Annotated in this window: 16 protein-coding genes; 9 read left to right on the forward strand and 7 right to left on the reverse strand. The window is 68.2% G+C overall.

Annotation, left to right across the window (positions count from 1 at the left end; all coding sequences use genetic code 11):
* Positions 1 to 88: 88 nt before the first annotated feature.
* Positions 89 to 1207: a histidinol-phosphate transaminase gene (locus ABRP34_RS13085; RefSeq protein ID WP_353710507.1), complete on the reverse strand. Its 1119-nt coding sequence runs from the start codon at positions 1205 to 1207 to the stop codon at positions 89 to 91.
* A gap of 59 nt (positions 1208 to 1266) precedes the next feature.
* Between ABRP34_RS13085 and ABRP34_RS13090 the strand changes: the two genes are divergently transcribed.
* Entirely contained in the window at positions 1267 to 1695 is a 429-nt protein-coding gene (locus ABRP34_RS13090; protein WP_353710508.1) for a phage holin family protein, read from the forward strand.
* Here ABRP34_RS13090 and ABRP34_RS13095 read toward each other — a convergent pair.
* Positions 1649 to 3175 (reverse strand): hypothetical protein, encoded by a 1527-nt coding sequence (locus tag ABRP34_RS13095; protein WP_353710509.1) that lies wholly within the window; start codon positions 3173 to 3175, stop codon positions 1649 to 1651. The genes ABRP34_RS13090 and ABRP34_RS13095 overlap by 47 nt on opposite strands.
* Positions 3175 to 3519 carry a hypothetical protein gene (locus tag ABRP34_RS13100; protein ID WP_353710510.1) on the reverse strand — a complete coding sequence of 115 codons (345 nt, stop codon included), beginning with the start codon at positions 3517 to 3519 and terminating at the stop codon, positions 3175 to 3177. Before ABRP34_RS13100 ends, ABRP34_RS13095 begins: the two co-directional genes overlap by 1 nt.
* Before the next feature lie 206 nt (positions 3520 to 3725).
* Here ABRP34_RS13100 and purB point away from each other — a divergent pair, with 206 nt between their 5' ends.
* The 5 genes from purB to ABRP34_RS13125 all read left to right on the forward strand — a co-directional run bounded on the left by purB (position 3726) and on the right by ABRP34_RS13125 (position 12295).
* Positions 3726 to 5168, forward strand: a complete 1443-nt coding sequence (purB, locus tag ABRP34_RS13105; protein WP_353710511.1) for an adenylosuccinate lyase — start codon at positions 3726 to 3728, stop codon at positions 5166 to 5168.
* Between the two features lie 132 nt (positions 5169 to 5300).
* Positions 5301 to 5966 (forward strand): histidine phosphatase family protein, encoded by a 666-nt coding sequence (locus ABRP34_RS13110; protein WP_043419833.1) that lies wholly within the window; start codon positions 5301 to 5303, stop codon positions 5964 to 5966.
* A gap of 183 nt (positions 5967 to 6149) precedes the next feature.
* Positions 6150 to 11159 carry an NAD-glutamate dehydrogenase gene (locus tag ABRP34_RS13115; RefSeq protein ID WP_353710512.1) on the forward strand — a complete coding sequence of 1670 codons (5010 nt, stop codon included), beginning with the start codon at positions 6150 to 6152 and terminating at the stop codon, positions 11157 to 11159.
* Positions 11160 to 11280: 121 nt separating this feature from the next.
* The gene (locus tag ABRP34_RS13120) at positions 11281 to 11784 is read left to right on the forward strand and encodes a GNAT family N-acetyltransferase (protein WP_353710513.1); all 504 of its coding nucleotides are present in this window, start codon (positions 11281 to 11283) and stop codon (positions 11782 to 11784) included.
* A gap of 76 nt (positions 11785 to 11860) precedes the next feature.
* The gene (locus tag ABRP34_RS13125; protein ID WP_003805629.1) at positions 11861 to 12295 is read left to right on the forward strand and encodes a hotdog domain-containing protein; all 435 of its coding nucleotides are present in this window, start codon (positions 11861 to 11863) and stop codon (positions 12293 to 12295) included.
* A gap of 21 nt (positions 12296 to 12316) precedes the next feature.
* Here the strand turns inward: ABRP34_RS13125 and ABRP34_RS13130 are convergent, their stop codons facing one another.
* The 3 genes from ABRP34_RS13130 to ABRP34_RS13140 all read right to left on the reverse strand — a co-directional run bounded on the left by ABRP34_RS13130 (position 12317) and on the right by ABRP34_RS13140 (position 15483).
* A complete protein-coding gene (locus tag ABRP34_RS13130) occupies positions 12317 to 13348 on the reverse strand; it encodes an FAD-dependent monooxygenase (protein WP_353710514.1) in 1032 nt (343 codons plus the stop codon).
* A 70-nt stretch (positions 13349 to 13418) separates the two neighbouring features.
* Positions 13419 to 14603: a 4-hydroxybenzoate 3-monooxygenase gene (locus ABRP34_RS13135; protein WP_353710515.1), complete on the reverse strand. Its 1185-nt coding sequence runs from the start codon at positions 14601 to 14603 to the stop codon at positions 13419 to 13421.
* Between the two features lie 130 nt (positions 14604 to 14733).
* A complete protein-coding gene (locus ABRP34_RS13140; RefSeq protein WP_353710516.1) occupies positions 14734 to 15483 on the reverse strand; it encodes an IclR family transcriptional regulator in 750 nt (249 codons plus the stop codon).
* Between the two features lie 106 nt (positions 15484 to 15589).
* Here ABRP34_RS13140 and ABRP34_RS13145 point away from each other — a divergent pair, with 106 nt between their 5' ends.
* The 3 genes from ABRP34_RS13145 to ABRP34_RS13155 all read left to right on the forward strand — a co-directional run bounded on the left by ABRP34_RS13145 (position 15590) and on the right by ABRP34_RS13155 (position 19895).
* Positions 15590 to 16963, forward strand: a complete 1374-nt coding sequence (locus ABRP34_RS13145; protein WP_353710517.1) for an aromatic acid/H+ symport family MFS transporter — start codon at positions 15590 to 15592, stop codon at positions 16961 to 16963.
* Between the two features lie 92 nt (positions 16964 to 17055).
* Positions 17056 to 19437, forward strand: coding sequence for a nitrate reductase (locus ABRP34_RS13150; protein ID WP_353710518.1), 2382 nt, complete (start codon positions 17056 to 17058; stop codon positions 19435 to 19437).
* The gene (locus ABRP34_RS13155) at positions 19434 to 19895 is read left to right on the forward strand and encodes a hypothetical protein (RefSeq protein WP_353710519.1); all 462 of its coding nucleotides are present in this window, start codon (positions 19434 to 19436) and stop codon (positions 19893 to 19895) included. The genes ABRP34_RS13150 and ABRP34_RS13155 overlap by 4 nt, the downstream gene beginning before the upstream one ends.
* Positions 19896 to 19911: 16 nt before the next feature.
* On the opposite strand, the gene ABRP34_RS13160 is transcribed toward ABRP34_RS13155, so the two are convergent.
* The gene (locus ABRP34_RS13160) at positions 19912 to 20988 is read right to left on the reverse strand and encodes an FUSC family protein (protein WP_353710520.1); all 1077 of its coding nucleotides are present in this window, start codon (positions 20986 to 20988) and stop codon (positions 19912 to 19914) included.
* Between the last annotated feature and the right edge of the window lie 105 nt (positions 20989 to 21093).

The following is a 21093-nucleotide window of genomic DNA, read 5'->3' on the forward strand; positions in this document are numbered from 1 at the left end:
GGGGAATGCATTCCCCGCGAGGCATATATATTTGGCTTACTGTTCCTTACTTTATCGGGCGTAGGTAGCGCCGGCTGTTTGTTAAGCGCTAGGAACGGCGTGGCGGTTTTGTGTAAACCGCACAGAGTTCCAGGAAACGGGTGTTCGCTTCCGCTTCGCCGATGCTGACCCTGACGCCTTCATTTCCGAAGGCGCGCACAGACAGTGCACGTTCGCCGGCGAGCTGGGCAAACTCCGCGCTGTTCGCGCCCAGATCAAGCCAGACAAAGTTCCCCTGCGCGTCCGGGACGAACCAGCCGAGGTCCCGGAGGCCCGCTGTCACGCGGTCCCGCTCCTCCACCAGGCTTTGTACCCTTTCTACAACGTGGTCAAAATTCTGCAGGGACACCACCGCGGCCTGTTCGGCGATCTGCGAGACCGCGAACGGGGTGGCGGCGACGCGCAGGTGCTGGGTGAGCTGGGGCTGGGAAACGCTGTAGCCGACGCGGAGGCCAGCGAGGCCGTGTGCCTTGGAGAACGTCCTGAGCACCACCACATTGGGGTACTTGCGGTACATCCGGATGCCGTCCACGGCGTCTTCTGCCCGCACGAACTCCTGGTAGGCCTCGTCGATGACCACCACAACGTCCGAAGGCACGGACCTGATGAACCGTTCAGTTTCCACGGTGGTCAGGATGGGGCCGGTGGGGTTGTTGGGGGTGCAGAGCAGGATCACCCTTGTTCGCGCTGTCACGGCTGCGGCCATGGCGTCGAGGTCATGGCGCCCGTCAGCCGTCACGGGAATCCGGACGCTTTCCGCACCGGCCAGCCCGACGCAGATGGGATAGGCCTCGAAGGACCGCCATGCGTAGATCACTTCGTCCGGTTTGCCATCGTCATTCTGGCCGGCGAACGTAGCCAGCAGCTGGGTAAGGGCGCCGAGGCTGCCGGCACCGGTGACGATGTCCTCGGCCGGGACGTCGAGGAACCCGGCGAGCGCGGTGCGCAGCTTGGTGCTGAGCGGGTCGGGGTAGCGGTTGAAGTCGGTTTGGGCGGCAATGGCCTCCACCACGGCAGGGATGGGCGGCAGCGGGTTCTCGTTGGACGACAGCTTGTAGCTTGCAAGGCCGTCGACGGCGACGGGCGGCTTGCCGGCAGCGTAGCGGGGCAGCCGATCAACCACCGGTCGGGGCCTCAGGCCCCCCGCCATAGTCTCTGATGAAGTCATGCCACCTAGCCTATGCCCCTGGCTGCCTGCCTGGCCGTGCGGTGTGAAAGCATGGGCGCATGCGGTCTTTCATCATGCGCGTGATCATTAATGGGCTGGCGCTGTGGGTTGCCAGCTGGCTTCTGCCCGGCTTGGATATCTCCACCACAGCCACCACGGAAGCCGTAGCCAAGACCGGGGTAAACCAGGGAACCGACGCCGCCGGCATTGTCGTCGCGTACCTGTTCGTCGGGCTGATTTTCGGCCTGGTCAATGCGTTTGTGCGGCCGGTGGTCAGCTTCCTCTCCCTGCCCATCACCATCCTGACACTGGGGCTGTTCACGGTGGTGATCAACGCCGCGATGCTCTATCTCACCTCCTGGATCAGCGGCTACACGCCCGTGCACTTCACCATCGATTCGTTCTTCTGGACCGCCGTGCTGGCTGCCATCATCATCACCGTCATTTCGCTGGTGGCAGACCGGCTCCCCGGCGCCCGCCACCGCTAACACCCCCGCCGCTGAAACCCCCGAGGCTGACACCCCCGCCGAGGGGAAGGATTCCCCTGCCCAGGCCGGGCAGTGACGGCTGCACGGCGGGCGCATGCGGCTTTGGCGCACGGACCAGCTGGAAGCGGGTGGCCCTGGCCGTTCCTCCCGCACCCACTACTCCGGCAAGCGCGGCGGTGGACGCCACCAGCGAAGTATCCGGACTCGCGGAGACTGCCCGGGCCCCGGCCTCGTAGTTGGCGAGCCGGTGCCCGGGGCCGAGTCCGGCGTCCTCACCGGCAGGCGTCCTGACCACTCCGTTCAGCGTTACTGTCACCCGGTCGCTGGTGTCCGGGTTGGGAAGGCCTTCGCTGCCCGGAACCCAGTCCTGCCGGTGCTCCAGGTGCAGGCTGCTGACGCCGGGTTCCGGAGTTATTGCGCCGACCGGCGATCCTGCAGTCAGCACGTACCTGAGGTTGTACTCGGCGAGGAAAGCCTTGTGCTGGCTCAAATTCATTGCATGGATGCCGCCCTGGCTGTAGCCCACGGCCACCACCTGGTCCCCGGCCTCCGCGCCGGCCTGGCGAAGGGCTGCGCGGATTGCTGCGGTGGTGTACTCGGACCCATATCCCAGCGCTTCGCCGACGCCGGCCTCGTCGAAGGGGTTGGGTCCGCCGGTGTTGCCGGGCTGGGTTCCTGGAATGATCACGATGTACGCATCGCGTCCGCCGGTGGTTGTCTGGATGATCTCGATGTGGCCCGGGCCGGCGTCTGCCACCTCCCCTGCCCGGGCGAGGAGGCCTGCCGGGGAAGCGTCCAGGTCAATGTCCGCGGAGCCCTGCGTCAGAGCCCTGACCGGCCGCGGCTTCAGTTCGGGTTTGACCCGGTCCAGCAGCATGCGGAGGATAACCGGCACGCTGGCACGCCCGCCAGAGGTCATGGCCATCCGCGCTGCGGCATCGATCTCGCCTGGCCGCGTTCCCAGGAGCGCCGCCAGGATCGTGCCGCCCAGGAGGGGGACGCTCCCGGTGATCGCCTCGGTGCTCGCCCCATTCGGACGCCAGTCCCCCGACAGACCAAAGTCCACCACCTGCCGCCCCCATAGCCATGACGCATTCAGTCCGAGCTGCATCACCAGCTGGTTTGCCGACTCGGCGGCGCTGTACTCAAGCTGGCAGGCGCGCACGCCGCCAGCCAGGCGCTCCAGCTCCTCCCGTACCGCCGCCACGGAGCGCTGCCCTTCCCAGACCGCGGTCAGGGCCTCGGCGCCGCTAAACGGATCATCCCGCTGGTAGCTTCCCGATGCCTCCCAGACCCTGTAAACGCCCAGTTCCACGGACGCCAAATCCCGGGCGAGCGCATCCAGCTCCCGCGCTCCGGCGTCCAGTTCCTCGAGCTGGAAGGAGATCCCGCCTACTCCGCCGCGCACGGAGAGGACACTGTTGGAGGCCGGTTCGGCGGGACGGAGCTGTCCGCCGCTGTCCGGCGTCGTTTCGGCCATCAGCAGCCTCCGGCAGCGGGGAGGGCGGACTCGGCGACGTGCACGGCGTGCCGCCGCAGGGCACGTGCCGCAGCACGCACCTTGTCCCGCGCCCCGCCCACGGCACCGGCCTGCACCCGGAGCTTGGACCGGTATGCCAGACCGGCAGGCGACCGCCAGTCCATAAGCTGGAGCTGCACGAGCCTGGCCTGGACGGCTTCAATCTGTTCCGCGCAGGCCTCCACCCGCCCGGCCAGCAGCTGGACTTCGAAGCTGCGCGACGAACATGCCGCGGCGTCGGCCTCCGTGATGCTGGCGCTCATCGTTGTGACGCCGGCGCTCATCGCTGTGGTGCTGGCGCTCATGCGGGTACCTCCATCCCCTGTGGGCCGGCGTCCCCCGCGTCCGCCCTTTCCCCTGTTCCTGCCCACGACGCTAAGGTGCCGGCCGCCGCCGACGGAACGGCCGGCGTCGTCCATGTGGAGAAGTGCGGAAGGGCGGGGCTGTGGAGGAGAAGTCACACGGAATCCCGTGCTTCAGCGGGCACAGAACTTCATGAAAGAATCAGGTCATGCCTGAAACTGCCGCCACAGCTGACACCCGTACGCCCTCCGGACGCCTCGCCCTCGCCGCGTCAGGGGAACAAATCGCGCTCGGCCCGCTGGACGGCCGCTACAAGTCCGCCGTCGCACCCCTCGTTGACTACCTGTCCGAGGCAGCCCTCAACCGCGACCGCGTCGCCGTCGAGGTGGAGTGGCTTATCCACCTGACCGGGGACAACGTCCTCCCGGGCGCCGGCCCCCTGACTGAGGACCAGCAGCAGCAGCTGCGGGCCATCGTCACCGAATTCGATGCCTCCTCCGTCACCGAGCTGGCCGAAATCGAAGCCGTCACCGTCCACGACGTCAAGGCCGTGGAGTACTACATCGGCCGCCGCCTGCCCGCCATCGGGATCGAGAACCTGACCGCCATGGTGCACTTCGGCTGCACCTCCGAGGACATCAACAACCTGTCCTACGCGCTGGGCGTGAAGGGCGCTGTGGAGGACGTGTGGCTGCCCGCCGCCCGGGCCCTCGTGGCCCAGATCGGCAAGATGGCCGAAGATAACCGCGCCGTTCCGATGCTGTCCCGCACGCACGGCCAGCCCGCCACGCCGACCACCCTGGGCAAGGAACTCGCCGTCATCGCCCACCGCCTGAACCGGCAGCTGGAGCGGATCGCCAGGACCGAATACCTCGGCAAGATCAACGGGGCCACCGGCACCTACGCCGCCCACGTGGCTTCGGTCCCGGGCGCGGACTGGCAGCAGGTCGCGAAGTCGTTCGTGGAGAAGCTGGGACTGACCTGGAACCCGCTGACCACCCAGATCGAAAGCCACGACTGGCAGGCCGAGCTGTACGCCGACGTCGCCCGCTTCAACCGGATCCTGCACAACGTCTGCACGGACATCTGGAGCTACATCTCGATCGGCTACTTCGCGCAGATCCCCGTGGCAGGCGCCACCGGTTCCTCCACCATGCCGCACAAGGTCAACCCGATCCGCTTCGAGAACGCAGAGGCCAACCTGGAGATCTCCTCCGGCCTCCTGGACGTGCTGGGCTCCACCCTGGTCACCTCCCGCTGGCAGCGCGATCTCACCGACTCCTCCAGCCAGCGCAACATCGGCGTGGCCTTCGGCCACTCCCTGCTGGCCATCTCCAACGTGGCCAAGGGCCTGGAGCGCCTGGACGTGGCCGAGGACGTCCTCGCCGGCGACCTCGACACCAACTGGGAAGTCCTGGGCGAAGCCATCCAGATGGTGATGCGGGCGGAGTCGATTGCCGGCGTCGAAGGCATGGAGAACCCGTACGAGCGGCTCAAGGACCTCACCCGCGGGCAGCGCGTGGACGCCGCCCGGATGCAGGAGTTCGTCCAAGGCCTGGGCCTCTCCGCGGAGGCCGAGGCGCGGCTGCTCGCCCTGACCCCGGGCAAGTACACCGGCATCGCGGACCAGCTGGTGGACCACCTCAAATAAGTACGACGGCGGTGCCGGGCTTTGCTGCCCGGCACCGCTTCCGTTTCCGGCGGCCCCGCAAAGAATCGGCCGATCCCGCCCAAGGCGGCTCGTGCGGCCCACCTTCCCGACCATGACAAGGAACGCGAAACCATGAGGCTGCTGCTCATCCGCCACGGCGAAACTCCCGGGAACGTGCTGGGGCAGCTGGACACCGCCCACCCGGGTCCCGGCCTCACCGAGCTGGGCGAGCGCCAGGCGGAGGCACTGCCGCGAGCTCTGGTGAACGAGCCGGTCAGCGCCCTGTACGCGTCCACATTGCTCCGCACCCAGATCACGGCCAAACCGCTGAGCCGGGAACTCGGCCTCGATGTGGAGATCCTGGACGGCATCCACGAGATCGAAGCCGGCGCCCTGGAAAAACTGACGGACCACGAGTCCCACCGGCGGTACATGAGCACCGTGTTCGCCTGGAGCGACGGCGATTTCGACCGCCGGATGCCCGCCGGACCGGACGGGCACGAATTCTTCGGGCGCTATGACGCGGCCATCGCGAAGGTGGCCGCGGAAGCCGCCGGCGCCGGCGCAGTCGCGCTGGTGAGCCACGGCGCCGCGATCCGCGTCTGGGCAGCGCGCCGCGCGGACAACATCGACATGGAATTCGCCGCCCGGCACGTCCTCGCCAACACCGGCATCGTGGCGCTGGAAGGCGACCCCGAAGCCGGCTGGCAGCTGATCCACTGGGACGCCAGCCCGGTGGGCGGCCTTGCCCTGGCCGACCCCGCCGCCGAAGACCCGATGGGAAAGACCACGGGCTAGGTCAGCCGCCGCCGTGGCCTTAGCGACTGGTCCACAAGCGGGCCCGCATGTACCCAACCTGCCGTAGTGGCCCCGCCGTACTGGACGGGCGCCAGCCCACGCGGCCATCATGAAAGCAGGCGTCGGGACAGGACCGGCAACCGCGACTTGCGGCGGTGTCCCGCACGGTGGAGGCGCACTGCCATGGCACAAGAAACGGTGCCGCGGGGCGGGGACCGCGAGGATGGCCCCTTCCTGCCCGGCGAATCGTTCCTGACTGATTACTACGAGCACGTGTCCGGGGAAGACATCGGGGACTACAGCCTCGACGTCCTCCGCCAGCGGGCCATGCACCACCTTTCCGTTGCGGCGGAACGCGCCCCGGGGCACGCCGCCGTCGGGGTTCTGAACGACCTTGACGCCACGATCGTGGCCGTGGTCGCGGACGACATGCCGTTTCTGGTCCACTCGGTCACGGCGGAACTGACGCGCGAGGACGCCGCGATCCGGCTCCTGGTGCACCCAACGTTCGAGGTGCGGCGGGACTCCCGGACCCATCGGCTGCTGGACTTGCGGCACGGACCTTCGCGGTCGGGGCTGGCTGTTCCCCGGGCGGCTCATGAACAGCGGCCGCCGGCCCAGGCCGCGGGCGACGAACCGGGCGGCGGGCCCGACGCCTGGACGGCCACCGAGACCTGGGTGGCGGTGGAAATCGACAGGCTTCCGGAGCAATCAAACGTGGACGGACTGACCGCCAACCTGCACCGGGTGCTGGACGATGTCCGGGCGGCCGCGGATGACTCCCCGGCCATACAGGAAGCGGTGGTCGCTGCGATCGGCTCGGTGGACAGGTTCCCGGCGTCATCCGCTCCGCCGCCGGACCAGGTCCGCGACCTGCTGCGGTGGCTGGACGAAGGCAACTTCACATTCCTGGGATACGCGGAACGCCGCCTGCCGGCGTCGCCGGAGGGAGCGGGACGGCCCGTCAGCGCGCTGGGACTGCTGCGCCGTCCCCTGGCGGACGGCGCCGGACAGGCGGACGGCGGTCAGGCGGCGGGCGGTGCCAACGCGAACGACGTCGGAACCACACTGGCCGGAATCGCACAGGCCGGAACCGAACAGTGGGACGGGCCCCGGGACGGACAGGTCTTCACGCTGACCACGTGCGACCTCCACTCGAGCGTGCTGCGGGCCTCCTACCTGGACGAACTGCGGCTCCCGATTTTCGATGCCGCGGGCGCGGTTACCGGTGAGAGGCGCTTCGTGGGCCTCTTCACGCCGGGCGCGTCCAGCCAGTCGGTGCGCCGGATTCCGGTGATCCGCGACAAGCTGGTGGCGGTCCTGGGGCGTCTCGAATCCGTGCACCGGTCGCAACGGAGCAAGGATGTCCTGGCGGTCCTTGAGTCCTTTCCCCGCGACGAGCTCTTCTCGATCGGCGTTGATGACCTGACCCGGCTGGCCGCCGACATCCTTGACCTGCAGCAACGCCGCAGGACCCGGCTGTTCCTGCGCCCGGACAGTCCCGGCGGCTTTGTTCATGCCCTGGTGTTCCTGCCGCGGCGGCGCTACAACACGGCCGTCCGGCTCAGGATCGAGCACGAACTCCGCCAGACATTCCGGCCACGGGACATGGAGTTCGAGGTGCGGCTGGGAGATTCCCCCATGGCCCGCGTCTTCTTCCGGATCCTACTGGCCGGCCGCGCCACACCGGACGTAGATGCCGCGGCCCTGGAACAGCGGGTGCTGCAGGCCACGCGCTCCTGGACCGAGGGCCTCGACGAAGCACTCAGGGACCACTTTCCCGGCCCCGAGGGGGCCAGGCTCACGGCACTCTGGTCAGGCGCCTTTCCGCCCAGCTACCGCGCAGAGTACAGCGCGGACGATGCCATTCGGGACATCGGCAGGTTCGAAGAGTTTGACCTGGACGGGCGGGGCGGCCGGGACCCCGACGATCCGGCTCTGACGGTCTACACCCTGCCCCTGCCTGCCGGTGCCACCCCCGCCGGTCCCACCACCACTGATGCCTCCCCCGCCGCGGCCGGCAGCTCCCGCATCAGGCTCTACCTCACCCGGCCCCGCAGCCTCACGACGTTCCTGCCGTTCTTCCACAATCTCGGCGTCGAGGTGCTGGACCAGCGGCCCTTCGGCCTGCGCCGCGGCGGCCGCGAGCTGCACCTGTACGACTTGGGCGTGAAGTATCCCGACGGCGTCGACCCCGCCCAGGTGGGCGCGCTGCTGGCGGATTCCTTTTCCGCAGCCATGCGGGGAGACATCGAGTCCGACAGTTTTGATGCCTTGGTGATCCGTGAGGCGGTACCGTGGCGGCAGGTTGTCATCCTGCGCAGCTATGCCAGGTACCTGCAGCAGCTGGGGACCACCAATTCCTACGGCTTCATCGCCGAAACACTGCTGGCCAACGTCCGGGCGACGCGCGCCCTGCTGGAGCTGTTTGCGGCCAAGTTCGATCCGGAGCTGGCCGCCGTTGAGCGGCTCCGCAGCACCGCCGCGGCACGGCAGGAACTTCTGGCCGCCATCGACGACGTCCCAGTACTGGACGCCGACCGGCTGCTGCGGACCTTCATGAACCTCGTGGAGGCGACCGTGCGCACCAACTACTACCAGGCCAAGTCGCACCTGAGCATCAAGCTCAACCCCGCGGCCATCCACAGTTCGCCCCTGCCCCGGCCAAGATACGAGATTTGGGTGTATTCGCCGCGGGTGGAAGGCGTTCACCTCCGTTTCGGTGCCCTGTCCCGGGGCGGGCTGCGCTGGTCCGACCGGCGTGAGGACTTCCGCACCGAGATCCTCGGCCTGGTGAAGGCACAAGTGGTCAAAAACTCGGTCATCGTCCCGACCGGGGCCAAGGGCGGTTTCTACCCCAAGCGGCTGCCGGACCCGGCCGTTGACCGGGCGGCGTGGCTGGCGGAGGGCCAGGAATGCTACCGGATCTTCATCCGCGGCCTGCTGGACCTGACCGACAACCTGGTCCTGACCGCCGTCGGAAAAACCGGTGGCGCTGAACCCGGTGGCCGGGAAACAGTGGTCCCGCCGGACCATGTGGTCCGCCACGACGGCGACGACTGCTATCTGGTGGTGGCCGCGGACAAGGGGACCGCTTCCTTCTCGGATACTGCGAACCTCCTCGCCGGTGAATACGGATTCTGGCTGGGTGACGCCTTCGCCTCAGGCGGCTCGGTGGGTTACGACCACAAGCAGATGGGCATCACCGCCCGGGGTGCCTGGGAGTCCGTGAAGGAACACTTCAGGGAGCTCGGGCTGGACATCGCGAACGAGGACTTCACCGTGGCGGGCATCGGCGACATGAGCGGCGACGTCTTCGGGAACGGCATGCTGCTCTCCCGCCACATCCGCCTGGTGGCTGCCTTCGACCACCGGCACATCTTCCTGGATCCGGATCCGGATCCGGAGGCCTCCTTCACCGAGCGGGGGCGCCTGTTCGGGCTGCCCCGTTCATCCTGGGCCGACTACGACGCGTCACTCATCAGCGAGGGCGGCGGCGTGTACTCCCGGCAGGCAAAGTCGATCATGGTGACGGAACCGGTCCGGCGCGTCCTGGGGCTGGAGCACGGCACCACCGAGGTGGCGCCGCAGGAACTCCTGCGGGCCATTCTCCGGGCGCCGGTGGACCTCCTGTACAACGGCGGGATCGGCACCTACGTGAAGGCCGCGACGGAAACAAACGCCGACGTCGCCGACAAAGCCAACGACGCCATCAGGGTCGACGGGTCCCAGCTACGGGCGAGGGTGGTCGCCGAAGGCGGCAACCTGGGACTGACCCAGCGCGGACGCATCGAGGCCGCGCTGGGCGGGGTCCTGCTCAACACCGACGCTATCGACAACTCGGCCGGAGTGGACTGCTCCGACCACGAAGTCAACATCAAGATCTTCGTGGACCGGATGATCGCCGCCGGCCGCATGGACGCCGCGGAACGGACCGGCTTCCTGCATTCCCTCACGGATGAAGTCGCCCGGCTGGTCCTCAAGAACAACACCGATCAGAATGTGCTCCTGCTCAACGACCGGCACCTCGTGTCCAACTGGAGCCCCGGCTTCGAGCGGGCCATGGACTGGCTGGAAACCGCCGCGGACCTCGACAGGAACATCGAGGCACTGCCCGGCACCGAGGAGCTCCATGACCGGCTCCTTTCCGGCCACGGACTGACCGCCCCGGAGCTGTCCGTGCTGGCCGCCTATGCCAAAATCGAGCTGGTCGCGGACCTCGTGGCCAGCGACCTCGCCGATGACCCCTGGTTCCACGGCACGCTCCGCAGCTACTTCCCGCGCCAGCTGTCCGAACGTTTCGGCGCCGAACTGGACACGCACCCGCTGCGCCGCGAGATCATCTGCACCGTGGTGGCCAACGACATGATCAATCTGGGCGGCATCACCTTCGCCTTCCGCGCCATCGAGGAAACAACCGCCACTCCTGCAGCCGTCGCGAAGGCCTTCGTGGTGGCACGCGAGGTCTACGACCTGCCATGGATTGTGGACCGGATCGCCGCCCTTCCCCCCGAGTTCCCCACCGAGCATGCTGCCGAAGTCTCGCTGCACATGCGCCGGGTGCTCGACCGGGCCACCCGCTGGTACGTGACCCATGACCACCGGGACCGGCCCGTCACGGAGGCGCTGGCAAGGATCACCCCAACGCTGGAGATGTTCCGGACCCGCACCGTGGACTACCTTCGCGGCTCGGACCTGGACCGCGTGCAGGACCGCCTCGCGCACTGGGACCAGGTGGGGCTGCCGCACGACCTGGGGAAGCGGGCTGCGGACATGCTGGAGAGCTTCGGACTGCTGGACATCTCGCTGGTTTCGGAACAGGTCCGGGAGCCCCTGGCCGCGATCACGGATTTGTACTACACGGTGTTCCAGCGCATCGGGGCCGCCAGCCTGCTGCTGCGCATCACCGACCTGCCCCGGCAGAACCGGTGGGAAGCCCTCGCCCGGGCCGCCCTGCGGGACGACGTCTATTCCGCCGTGGCGGATATGACGGTCTCGGTCATGCAGCACACCCGGGACACCGACCCGGCTGCCCCCGACCCGATTGGCCGCATTGTGGCGTGGGAGCGGGGGCACCAGGAGCAGTTGGCCCGGATCAAGGACACGTTCGCCGAAGTGACCAAGCCGGGGCAGGTGGACATCGCCTCGATCTCGGTAGCCCTGAAGCTCCTGCGGACGCTGGTGCGGCCGTAAGGGTGCCAGCCGTAACAGTGCAACGCCAAGTGTTCCCACGGCGCTTACCGGCAGGAAACACCGCGGTAACGGTGCGCTTCTAGCCTTAATTCGCACAACCCTTCGGCGAATCGAGGCACAGATGCAGACCAATCCCAGGCTCAATATCCGGAAAGTCACCTGGTCGAACCCTGTGGGCGCCGACCTCCGCGCCGCGCAACAGGCTGAACTGGACGCCCGCTTCGGATGTGCCGACCATGAGCCTGGGCCCAAGCCGTCCGAAGTGGACACGGCCGTGTTCCTCGTGGCCTACGACAAGGGATCCGGCCAGCCGGTGGGCTGCGGCGGCCTGCGGCTGCTCGACTCCAATACGGCGGAAATCAAGCGGCTCTACGTTCTCCCCTACACCCGGGGATCAGGTGTGGCCAGCTCCATCCTGGCCGCCCTTGAGGCGGAAGCCTACGCACAGGGGATCTCCCGGATCACGGCGGAAGCGGGCTCCGCGCAGACCGATGGCCGCAACTTCTACGCGAACTCCGGCTTCGACCAGGTTCCCAACTTCGGCCCCTACATCGGCGTCGAGCATTCGTACTGCTACGCCAAGAGCATCAATTCCCACAGCGCAGCGCACACCGCCATGGCCTGAGCCGGCTCCGTTCCTACAGTCCGACGGCGGCCGTCACACTCAGGTGGGTCGGGCCGCCGTCGGCTAATCTCGCGCTATGGAAACCAAAGACATTACGTTCCGCACCCGCAAGTGGGTGCGGCCGGAGGACCTCAACGCCAACGGCACGCTGTTCGGTGGCAGCCTGCTGAAGTGGATCGACGAGGAAGCCGCGATCTACGCCATCCTCCAGCTGGGCAACGGCCGCGCGGTCACCAAGTACATCTCCGAAATCAACTTCGTCAGCTCCGCGGTCCAGGGCGACCTGATCGAGATGGGCCTGACCGCCACGCGCTTCGGCCGCACGTCGCTGACCATGCGCGCCGAGGTGCGCAACATGATCACGCGGCAGAGCATCCTCACCATTGAGGAGATAGTGTTCGTCAACCTCAGCACCACCGGCAAGCCGGAGCCGCACGGCTACACGGAAATCACCTACGACCGCGACCGCATTCCCACGCACCACCTCACCGAAACGCTGCAGCAGGACTAGCGAGCCGCCGTCGTCCGGCTTCTAACGGGAAACCAGCCTCAGGAGCCCGTCGCGCAGTGGCTGTGCCCGTTCTGTCAGGGCCACGCCCGCCATGGCGGAGGAGGCCAGCCGCAGCAGCTGGGTCTTGAGGGCGCGCTGCCGGTTGTAGGCCTTCAGCGCGTCCTCCGGCGGACGGGCATTGAGGAGTTCGGCCAGCGTGACGGCGTCCACGAGTGCCTCACAGGCGCCGCGGCCAAGGTTGGGCGTCATGCCATGCGCAGCGTCACCCGCCAGCACGGCGCCCGGCCGCACAAAGCTGCCGAGGTTGGGCGTGGTCCAGACCCGCTGCGCCAGCGTGGCGTCTGGCGTGGCCAGCTCCAGCACTTTCCGGACGGCCGGCGCGCTTCCGGCGAAACGCTCCTTTGCCTGCTTCAGCGCTTCGGCCGCATCGAGGCCTGCCGGTCCCAGGTTTGAGCGGAACGAGGCGTACCAGTAGGTCCTGCCGCCGGACGCAGGCGTGATGCCGAACAGCTGCCCGCGTCCCCAATATTCCCCGCCGGCGTCGGCCTGGACGGGCTCGGGAAGGACGCCGCGCAAGGCGAGGTACGGCGTCAGCCTTGCCTGCGATCTGGCACCCCAGAAGCAGCGGCGGACCACGCTGTGGACTCCGTCGGCCCCCACCAGCAGGCCTGACGCCAGCGGTCCGGTAGCGGGGATGCCGTCAACCCTGCCCTCAACGCGGCGCACGGATGCGGGCACGGCGCCGTCGAGAATCCGGATAAGGTCCGCCCGGGAGACGCCCAGGACCCCGCGCACCTCGGGTGCCATCAGGGCTGTGCCCGTGGCGTCACGCAAGGCCATCCCGCCGAGGGTCGTGCCCGCCTCCCTGATCTGCGGCAGGACTCCCAGGACCGCCAGGGCCGCCTGCGCCTCCGGCCACATGGCCAGCGACGTCTCCACCGGCGGCACACCGGGCCGCTGCTCGTGGATGGTCACGTCGAAGCGCTCCGGGTCCAGGCCGGCCCCGAGCGCGAGGCCGGCGATGCCGCCGCCGATGATGGTTATGGCTTCCATGGACCCGATCTTAAGCCCGACGGCGGGACGCCGGGTGTGGCGGTCCGCCCGGCGCGGGCGGCACGGGGATTTAGGCCGACGGCCAGCCCGTGTAGGCCTCGGCAAGGTACGCCTGGCCGTGCCGCGAGGACACCACGGATTTCAACTCGCCCAGCTGACGGGCCCGGGCGAAGTCGCCGGCATCCGCAGGGGTGTGCAGCATGGTGGTCATCCAGTAGGAGAACTGCTGGGCCTTCCACACTCGGTCCAGGGCGCGGTCGCTGTACGAGTCCAGCAGGGCCGTGGAGCCGCTGTTGTAGTAGCTGTCCAGCCCCTCGAACAGCACCTTCACGTCGTGGATCGCCAGATTCAGGCCCTTGGCGCCCGTCGGCGGCACGGTGTGCGCGGCGTCGCCGGCGAGGAACAGCTTTCCGTGCCGCATGGGAGTGTGCACGAAGCTGCGGAACGGCAGGACCATCTTGTCGATGACCGGGCCTTCCTTCAGCTCGAAGCCGTTGCCGTTGACCCGGCTGCGGAACTCCGCCCAGATCCGCTCATCGTTCCAGTCGGCCACGTTCTCCTTGGGGTCGCACTGGAAGTACATCCGCTGCACGGTCTCGGTGCGCTGGCTGATGAGGGCAAAGCCGTTCTCGGAGTTGGCGTAGATCAGCTCGTCGGAACTGCGCGGCGCCTCGGCAAGGATGCCGAACCACGCGAAGGGGTACTCGTGGAAGTACCATTTGCGGTGCGCCTCAGGGATCTGGAAACGGCAGTGGCTGCGCGAGCCGTCGGCACCGGCGATGAAGTCGGCCTGCAGCTCGAACTCAATACCGTCGGCATCGGTGAACCAGACCTTGGGCTTGTCCTCGATGTCGTGGATGGTCGTGTCGGTAACGCTGTAGCGCACGTCGCCGCCGTCGGCTTCCCGGCGGGCGGCGAGGTCCATGAAGACGTCGGTCTGCGGGTAGAGCCAGACGGACTCGCCCACGAGTTCCTTGAAGTCGATGCGGTGGCTTTCGCCGTTGAACCGCAGCTCAATGCCGTCGTGCCGGTCTCCTTCCCGCAGCACGCGGTCGGACACGCCGCCCTCCACGAGCATATTGACCGTGCCGTGCTCCAGGATGCCGGCGCGGACCGTCTCGGAAATTTCCTGGCGGCTGCGGATTTCGATCACGGTGGATTCAATTCCGGCCTTGGCCAGCAGGTGGGACAGCATGAGTCCCGCAGGGCCCGCGCCCAGAATGGCCACCTGGGTGGTGATGATCTGTCGTGCCATGGTGTTCCTCGCTCCGTTGCGTGGCCCGGGAGTCCGGGCGGAAGGTGGTTGCTGGCTAACAGTGTGCGCCGGGGAGTGTGGTCGGCGTTACAGCAATTCCGCTGAATGGAAGCGTGCGCCCGGGCAAGAATCAGCCGACGCCCTCAGCGAGCCGCCGCGCGATGCCACGCGCCGCCGTCTGAAGTGCCGGTACCAGCGCCTGCATGCGCATCTCCCGCAGCGGAACCACGACGCCGATCGCTGCCGCCGCGCGCTTCTGGCCGTCCAGTACGGGGACAGCTATTCCCCAGGTATCGGGATCGATCACACCGGCCAGTTCGGCATACCCCTGGTTGGCAGCCTCGGCCAGCACGGCGCGCACTTCGTCGCGGCTGACCTTTCCGGCAGGGTCCGCGAACTGGTCCAGGTATTCGGCCTGGACGTGCTTTGGCTGGTGCGACATCAGCGCCAGCCCGGCCGACGACACGTGGACTGCCATCCGGCCCGCGATCTGGGCGCGGTTGGCCACGGACCCGCGGCGGGACAGCCGCTCAACAAAAAGCGCTTCCCATCCGTCGAGCACCGCGAGATTCACGTTCTGGTTCAGGACGTGCTGGATGTCCTCCATGAAGGGCATGGCTGCCTGGCGCAGGGCCAGCGTCGGCGAATTACGGTTCACCAGCTCCCACAGCCTCAGGCCCAGCCGCACCGAGCCGCCGGGGCTGGTTTCGAGCAGGCCGTGCGTGGCCAGCTGCCGCACCAGGCGGTGGGCGGTGGTGAGCGGAAGGTCCGCCCGCTCGGCCAGCTCGGACAGCTGCAGGACGGTAACGCCGGCCGGGAACGCCGCAATGACGCGCACAACGCGGTCCACCACCGAGTCGCCCGAGACTGAATTGGCCACCGCATTTTCGCTTCCATTGAATGGTTTGAGTTGTCCCAGATTACACCCGGCGGTGATACAACTCTCATGTCGAATGTGACGCTTCTACCCGAACGATGAGGTTCCCATGTCAACGCTCCCTGTTGCCCGCCGCTCCCAGTGGCCCGTCTGGCTCTGTTGGCTGGCCATGGTGCTGGACGGCTTCGACCTGGTGGTGCTGGGCACCGTGATACCCACCCTGATCAAGACCCAGGACCTGGGCTTCGACGCCATCGGGGCCACCTACGCGGCCACCATCTCGCTGGTGGGCGTTGGCATCGGGGCGCTCTTCATCGCGCCGCTCTCGGACCGCTTCGGCCGCCGACGGCTCCTGGTTGCCTGCGTGGCCTGGTTCTCGCTCTTCACCATAGCCGTCGTCTTTGCCCCCAACGTTGCCATGTTCGGCATCTTCCGGCTCCTCGCGGGCGTGGGACTCGGCGCCTGCCTGCCCGCAGCCCTGGCCTACATGAACGATTACGCCCCCGCCGGCACCGCCGGCAAGTCCACGACCCGGACCATGACCGGTTATCACGTTGGCGCCGTGGCCACAGCGTTCCTTGCCATCCTGGTGGTGCCTGACTGGCGCATCATGTTCATCGTGGGAGGCCTTGCCGGGTTCGTGCTGGTGCCGTTCCTATGGTTCCGGCTGCCGGAAACCCTGCCGCCCGTCCACGCGGAGCCAGCGGCAATCAACGATGCCGAGGCCAACCGCGCCGAAAGTCCGGCCCCAGAAGCCCGCCGCGCCGGCCCCGCCCGGACACACCACCGGCCCATCGCCCTGCCGGCGGCCGAGCCCGAGGCTGCGCCGGCGTCGTTGCTGGCCGACCAGGCCGGCGAGCGGGCCAGCTTCCGGGACCTCACGCGCAAGCCGTATCCGCTGGTTGCGCTGGGAATTGCGGTCGCATCATTCATGGGGCTCCTGCTGGTCTACGGCCTGAATACCTGGCTGCCGCAACTCATGTCCTCCGCCGGCTACACAGTCAGCACGGGCCTGGTGCTGCTCCTGGTGCTTAACGTGGGCGCCGTGGTGGGCCTGATCGTGGCCGGCATCCTGGCCGACAAGCACGGCACCAAGAAGATCGTGCTCCTCTGGTTCGGCCTATCCGCCCTCTTCCTGGCCGTCCTCAGCATCAAGGTCCAAAGCGAACTGCTGCTCAACGCTGCCGTGTTCGTGACCGGCGTCTTCGTGTTCAGCTCCCAGGTCCTCGTCTACGCCTGGGTCAGCCAGCTCTTCCCGGCCCGGCTCCGCGGCACGGCCCTGGGCTTTGCCGCGGGCGTCGGGCGGCTCGGCGCCATCATGGGACCGGCCGTTACCGGAACGCTCGTGGCCGCCGGCATCGCCTACCCGTGGGGCTTCTACGTCTTCGCCGGCGCCGCGGTGCTGGGTCTGCTGGCCTTGGTGACCGTCCCCCATGCCATCGCGCCGGCACCCGGCCAGCCGTCCGACGTCGGGCGTTCCTAGACGGAAACCCATGGGCCAGCCACTTCCGCCAGCGACGGCGGCGGGTAACCTAGGGACAGTAAGTTCACTTACCATCCTGGAGGCTGACCCCCATGACGGACCGGATCGCAGACATCTGGGGTGAGCGGACACCCCACGGAAGCGGCCAGGCGTGGCCCGAACGCGTGGACCAGGTCCTGGCCGAGGGGCTCACCGACGGCGACGTCGACCGCTGGGTGCAGTCGGCGTGCGTCCTGTGCAGCAACGGCTGCGGCTGCGACATCGCCGTCAAGGACGGCAAAATGGTGGGCATCCGCGGCCGCAGGGAGGACCGGGTGAACCGCGGCCGACTGGGACCCAAGGGCCTCTACGGCAGCTGGCAGGGCGAGGATCACCGGGACCGCCTGACCCGCCCGCTGGTCAGGGTGGACGGCAAGCTGGTGGAGACGGACTGGGACACCGCCATGGGCCGCATCGTGGCGCGGAGCAAGGAACTTCTGGCCAGCAAGGGTCCGCTCAGCCACGGTTTCTACACCAGCGGGCAGCTGTTCCTGGAGGAGTATTACGCGCTGGGCATGCTCGGCAAGGCCGGGATCGGCACGCCGCACATGGACGGCAACACGCGGCTGTGCACCGCCACGGCCGCGGCGGCACTGAAGGAATCCTTCGGCGCCGACGGCCAGCCGGGCAGCTACGCCGACGTCGATGAGTGCAGCGCCGTGTTCCTGTACGGCCACAACATGGCCGAGACGCAGACGGTGCTGTGGTCCCGAGTGCTGGACAGGCTGGACGGGCCCAACCCGCCTAAGCTCGTGTGCGTCGACCCGCGCGACACCGAGGTGGCCCGCCGTGCCGACGTGCACCTGGCGGTTCATCCGGGCACCAACCTGGCGCTGATGAACGGGCTGGTCCGCGAACTCTTCGCCAACGGCTGGATCGACGAAGCCCACATCGCGGAGCACACCGCCAACGTGGACCAGCTGCGCAGCGTGGTGGAGCCTTGGACCCCGGAGAAAGTGGCCGAAACCTGCGGCGTGGAGGCTGCCGACGTGCGGCGTGCGGCGGAGATCTTCGGCACCGAAAGCAGGGTGCTTTCCACCGTCCTGCAGGGCTTCTACCAGTCGGCCCACGCGACGGCGTCCGCGTGCCAGGTCAACAACCTCCACCTGCTCCGCGGCATGCTGGGCAAGCCTGGCTGCGGCCTGCTGCAGATGAACGGGCAGCCCACTGCCCAGAACAACAGGGAATGCGGGGCCGACGGCGACCTTCCGGGCTTCCGCAACTGGGAGAACCCGCAGCACGTGAAGGACCTGGCCCGGCTGTGGAACGTTGACCCCGGGATCATTCCGGACTGGGCCCCGCCGACGCACGCCCTGCAGATCTTCCGCTACGTCGAACAGGGCTCCATCGGGCTGCTGTGGATTTCCGCCACGAACCCGGCCGTGTCCATGCCGCAGCTGGAGCGGATCCGGCACATCCTGGGCAGGGACAGCCTGTTCCTCGTGGTGCAGGACATCTACCTCACCGAAACGGCGCAGTATGCCGACGTCGTCCTCCCCTGCGCTGCGTGGGGCGAGAAGACCGGTACCTTCACGAACGCTGACCGGACCGTCCACCTGTCCGAGAAGGCCGTCGATCCGCCGGGCGAGGCACGGAGCGACCTCGACGTCTTCCTCGACTATGCCCGCCGGATGGGGTTCAAGGACAAGGACGGGCAGCCGCTGCTGGACTGGTCCGGCCCCGAGGACGGCTTCGAGGCGTGGAAGGAATGCTCGCGCGGCCGCCCCTGCGACTACACGGGGCTCAGCTACGACAAGCTCCGGGGCAGCAGCGGCATCCAGTGGCCCTGCACGGCGGAGCAGCCCGCCGGCACCGAGCGGCTGTACACCGATGCCCGGTTCCCCACCGCGCCGGAGTACTGCGAGTCCTTCGGGCACGACCTCCTCACCGGCGCCACGACGGGCGAAACCCAGTACAAGGCAACCGTCGAACCCGGGAAGGCCTGGCTCAAGGCCCTCGACTACAGCCCGCCGCACGAGGAACCCGACGCCGAGTACCCGCTGCGCTACACCACCGGCCGGACGGCGTACCACTTCCACACCCGCACCAAGACCGGCCGCAGCCGCCGCCTCAACGGCGCCGCACCCGAGCCGTGGATCGAGATGTCCGTGGAGGACGCCGCACGCGCCGGCTGCCAGGAGGGGGACATCGCCCGGGTGACGTCCCGCCGCGGCAGCCTGGAAGTTCCGGTGCGGGTCGGGGACATCCGGGCTGGCACCGTCTTCGCGCCGTTCCACTACGGCTACTGGGACGCGCCCGACGGCGGCAGGCACCGTGCCGCGAACGAACTCACCGTCACCGAATGGGACCCGGTGTCCAAGCAGCCGCTGTTCAAGAACGCCGCCGTCCGGGTGGAAAAACTGCGCAGCGGCGACGGCCCGTCGAAGGCTCCGGACACCACCGCATCCCGCCGCGCAACAGGAGCCCAGCGATGAAACTCCCTGTCTACATCGGCCTGCTGGACGAGGCGGAAGCCACGCTGGCGTCCTCGTTCCGGGTTGTGGCCAACGGCCACGGCGACGAACCCGACGTGCACTTCATCCTGCAGACGTTCGCCAAGAAGTGCGATGCACACCGGGAGGCACTGAAGCCGGTCATCGGCCGCTACGGCGAAGACGTCGAGGGCGAGGAAGAGCACCGGCTGACGGCCAACGGCGTGAAGGAAGTCCGCTCCGGTCCGCTGGCTTTGATGCTGGACCTGCAGGACCTGTATGTGCTGGTCAACCACATCGACGTCACCTGGATGATGGTGGGGCAGGCAGCCAAGGGTGACCGGGACAAGGAACTCCAAGGCGTCGTGGAGCAATGTGAGGACGACTCGGAGCTGCAGATCCGGTGGCTGCAGACCAGGATGAAGCAGGCCGCGCCCCAGGCGCTCCTGGTAGCTGAATGACCAGGGGCCGCGCGCTTCAGCGCGTGGCCACCCCGGCCGAGGTCCGCCGGGAACGCCGGGACCACAGGGCGGGGGCCAGCACCACGGCGATTCCGACGGCGGCGCCGATCACCGTCTCCACGATCCGGTCCCGGAGCAGGATGCCGGGTGCGGCAGGCGAGACCAGCAGCGTGGACGTCAGTGCCAGCGGTGTCACGAAGACCTGGGCCAGCACATAGTTCCGGGCAATGAAGAGCTCGGCGCCGAACTGGCAGATGGCGATCACCAGGACCGTCTGCCACGGCACGGGCTGCAGCAGCAGGATGCCCGCCAGCAGGATGAGGCCCAGCACGGTGCCGATAATCCTCTGGACGCCGCGGGCAATGCGGTGCCGCGTGGTGCGTCCCACCAGCGGAACGACTGCCGCCACCATGGCCCAGTAGTTGTGCCCGAAGCCGAGCAGCTGGCCAATGAGTGTGGCGAGGGTTCCTGCAAGCCCCGCGGCCGCCAGGTAGCCCACCGCCTCAAGCCCGGCCGCACGCTTCTCCTCGGCGGTGAGCCGGACGGGCGGAGGCATCTCCCACGGCGTCCGGTGGCTCCGCAGCACCCGGGAGGACAGCCCAACGGCCAGGCAGAAAAGCGTGGTCGCGACGGACACCAGCAGGCTCTGCCACAGCGGCGGCTGGCTGGGGATGGACGCGATCGCCGCGAAGGCGAAGATGTGGAACAGCGAGCCGGCCGGCCGGTGCCGCCACCGGGCGATCACCCGTGAGCAGGCGCCGGCCACCAGCGTGGTGGCCAGAACCTGCAGCCAGATGCCCGCCTCCTGGGACAGGCCGCCGTTGTGCACGATGCGGGCGGTCAGCGTGGCCAGAAGGATCACCAGGAGCATGAGCGCACCCGCCCGGACCTGGATGAAGAACCGCTTGCGGTGCAGCTCGCCGCGGCCGTAGATGCCGGTGAACGCGCCGAAGGACGCAAAGATCGCCAGGTCCAGCCGGCCCAGCAGCACCAGGGTGATCAGCGGCACGAACACGCCCACGGCGCACCGCATGGCGACGTGATGGTCCTTGTTTGCCGGGGCAAGGGTGAACATCTCGGCCAGCAGCTTCACGGGGGAATCGCGCCTTTCGTTGCAGTTTGGAACTGACGACGGCGGCGCTGGCGTCCGCTTCCCAGTTTAACGGGGGCGGCCTCCGCCTTCCCCGCGGAGGCCGCC

This window comes from Arthrobacter sp. K5, assembly GCF_040448525.1.
In the GTDB taxonomy this organism is placed as follows: domain Bacteria; phylum Actinomycetota; class Actinomycetes; order Actinomycetales; family Micrococcaceae; genus Arthrobacter; species Arthrobacter globiformis.

What these genes read in the sequence shown, in the direction of transcription:
- ABRP34_RS13085 (WP_353710507.1), bottom strand. Translation starts at nt 1,207, where the DNA reads ATGACTTCATCAGAGACTATGGCGGGGGGCCTGAGGCCCCGACCGGTG.
- ABRP34_RS13090 (WP_353710508.1), top strand. Translation starts at nt 1,267, where the DNA reads ATGCGGTCTTTCATCATGCGCGTGATCATTAATGGGCTGGCGCTGTGG.
- ABRP34_RS13095 (WP_353710509.1), bottom strand. Translation starts at nt 3,175, where the DNA reads ATGGCCGAAACGACGCCGGACAGCGGCGGACAGCTCCGTCCCGCCGAA.
- ABRP34_RS13100 (WP_353710510.1), bottom strand. Translation starts at nt 3,519, where the DNA reads ATGAGCGCCAGCACCACAGCGATGAGCGCCGGCGTCACAACGATGAGC.
- purB (WP_353710511.1), top strand. Translation starts at nt 3,726, where the DNA reads ATGCCTGAAACTGCCGCCACAGCTGACACCCGTACGCCCTCCGGACGC.
- ABRP34_RS13110 (WP_043419833.1), top strand. Translation starts at nt 5,301, where the DNA reads ATGAGGCTGCTGCTCATCCGCCACGGCGAAACTCCCGGGAACGTGCTG.
- ABRP34_RS13115 (WP_353710512.1), top strand. Translation starts at nt 6,150, where the DNA reads ATGGCACAAGAAACGGTGCCGCGGGGCGGGGACCGCGAGGATGGCCCC.
- ABRP34_RS13120 (WP_353710513.1), top strand. Translation starts at nt 11,281, where the DNA reads ATGCAGACCAATCCCAGGCTCAATATCCGGAAAGTCACCTGGTCGAAC.
- ABRP34_RS13125 (WP_003805629.1), top strand. Translation starts at nt 11,861, where the DNA reads ATGGAAACCAAAGACATTACGTTCCGCACCCGCAAGTGGGTGCGGCCG.
- ABRP34_RS13130 (WP_353710514.1), bottom strand. Translation starts at nt 13,348, where the DNA reads ATGGAAGCCATAACCATCATCGGCGGCGGCATCGCCGGCCTCGCGCTC.
- ABRP34_RS13135 (WP_353710515.1), bottom strand. Translation starts at nt 14,603, where the DNA reads ATGGCACGACAGATCATCACCACCCAGGTGGCCATTCTGGGCGCGGGC.
- ABRP34_RS13145 (WP_353710517.1), top strand. Translation starts at nt 15,590, where the DNA reads ATGTCAACGCTCCCTGTTGCCCGCCGCTCCCAGTGGCCCGTCTGGCTC.
- ABRP34_RS13150 (WP_353710518.1), top strand. Translation starts at nt 17,056, where the DNA reads ATGACGGACCGGATCGCAGACATCTGGGGTGAGCGGACACCCCACGGA.
- ABRP34_RS13155 (WP_353710519.1), top strand. Translation starts at nt 19,434, where the DNA reads ATGAAACTCCCTGTCTACATCGGCCTGCTGGACGAGGCGGAAGCCACG.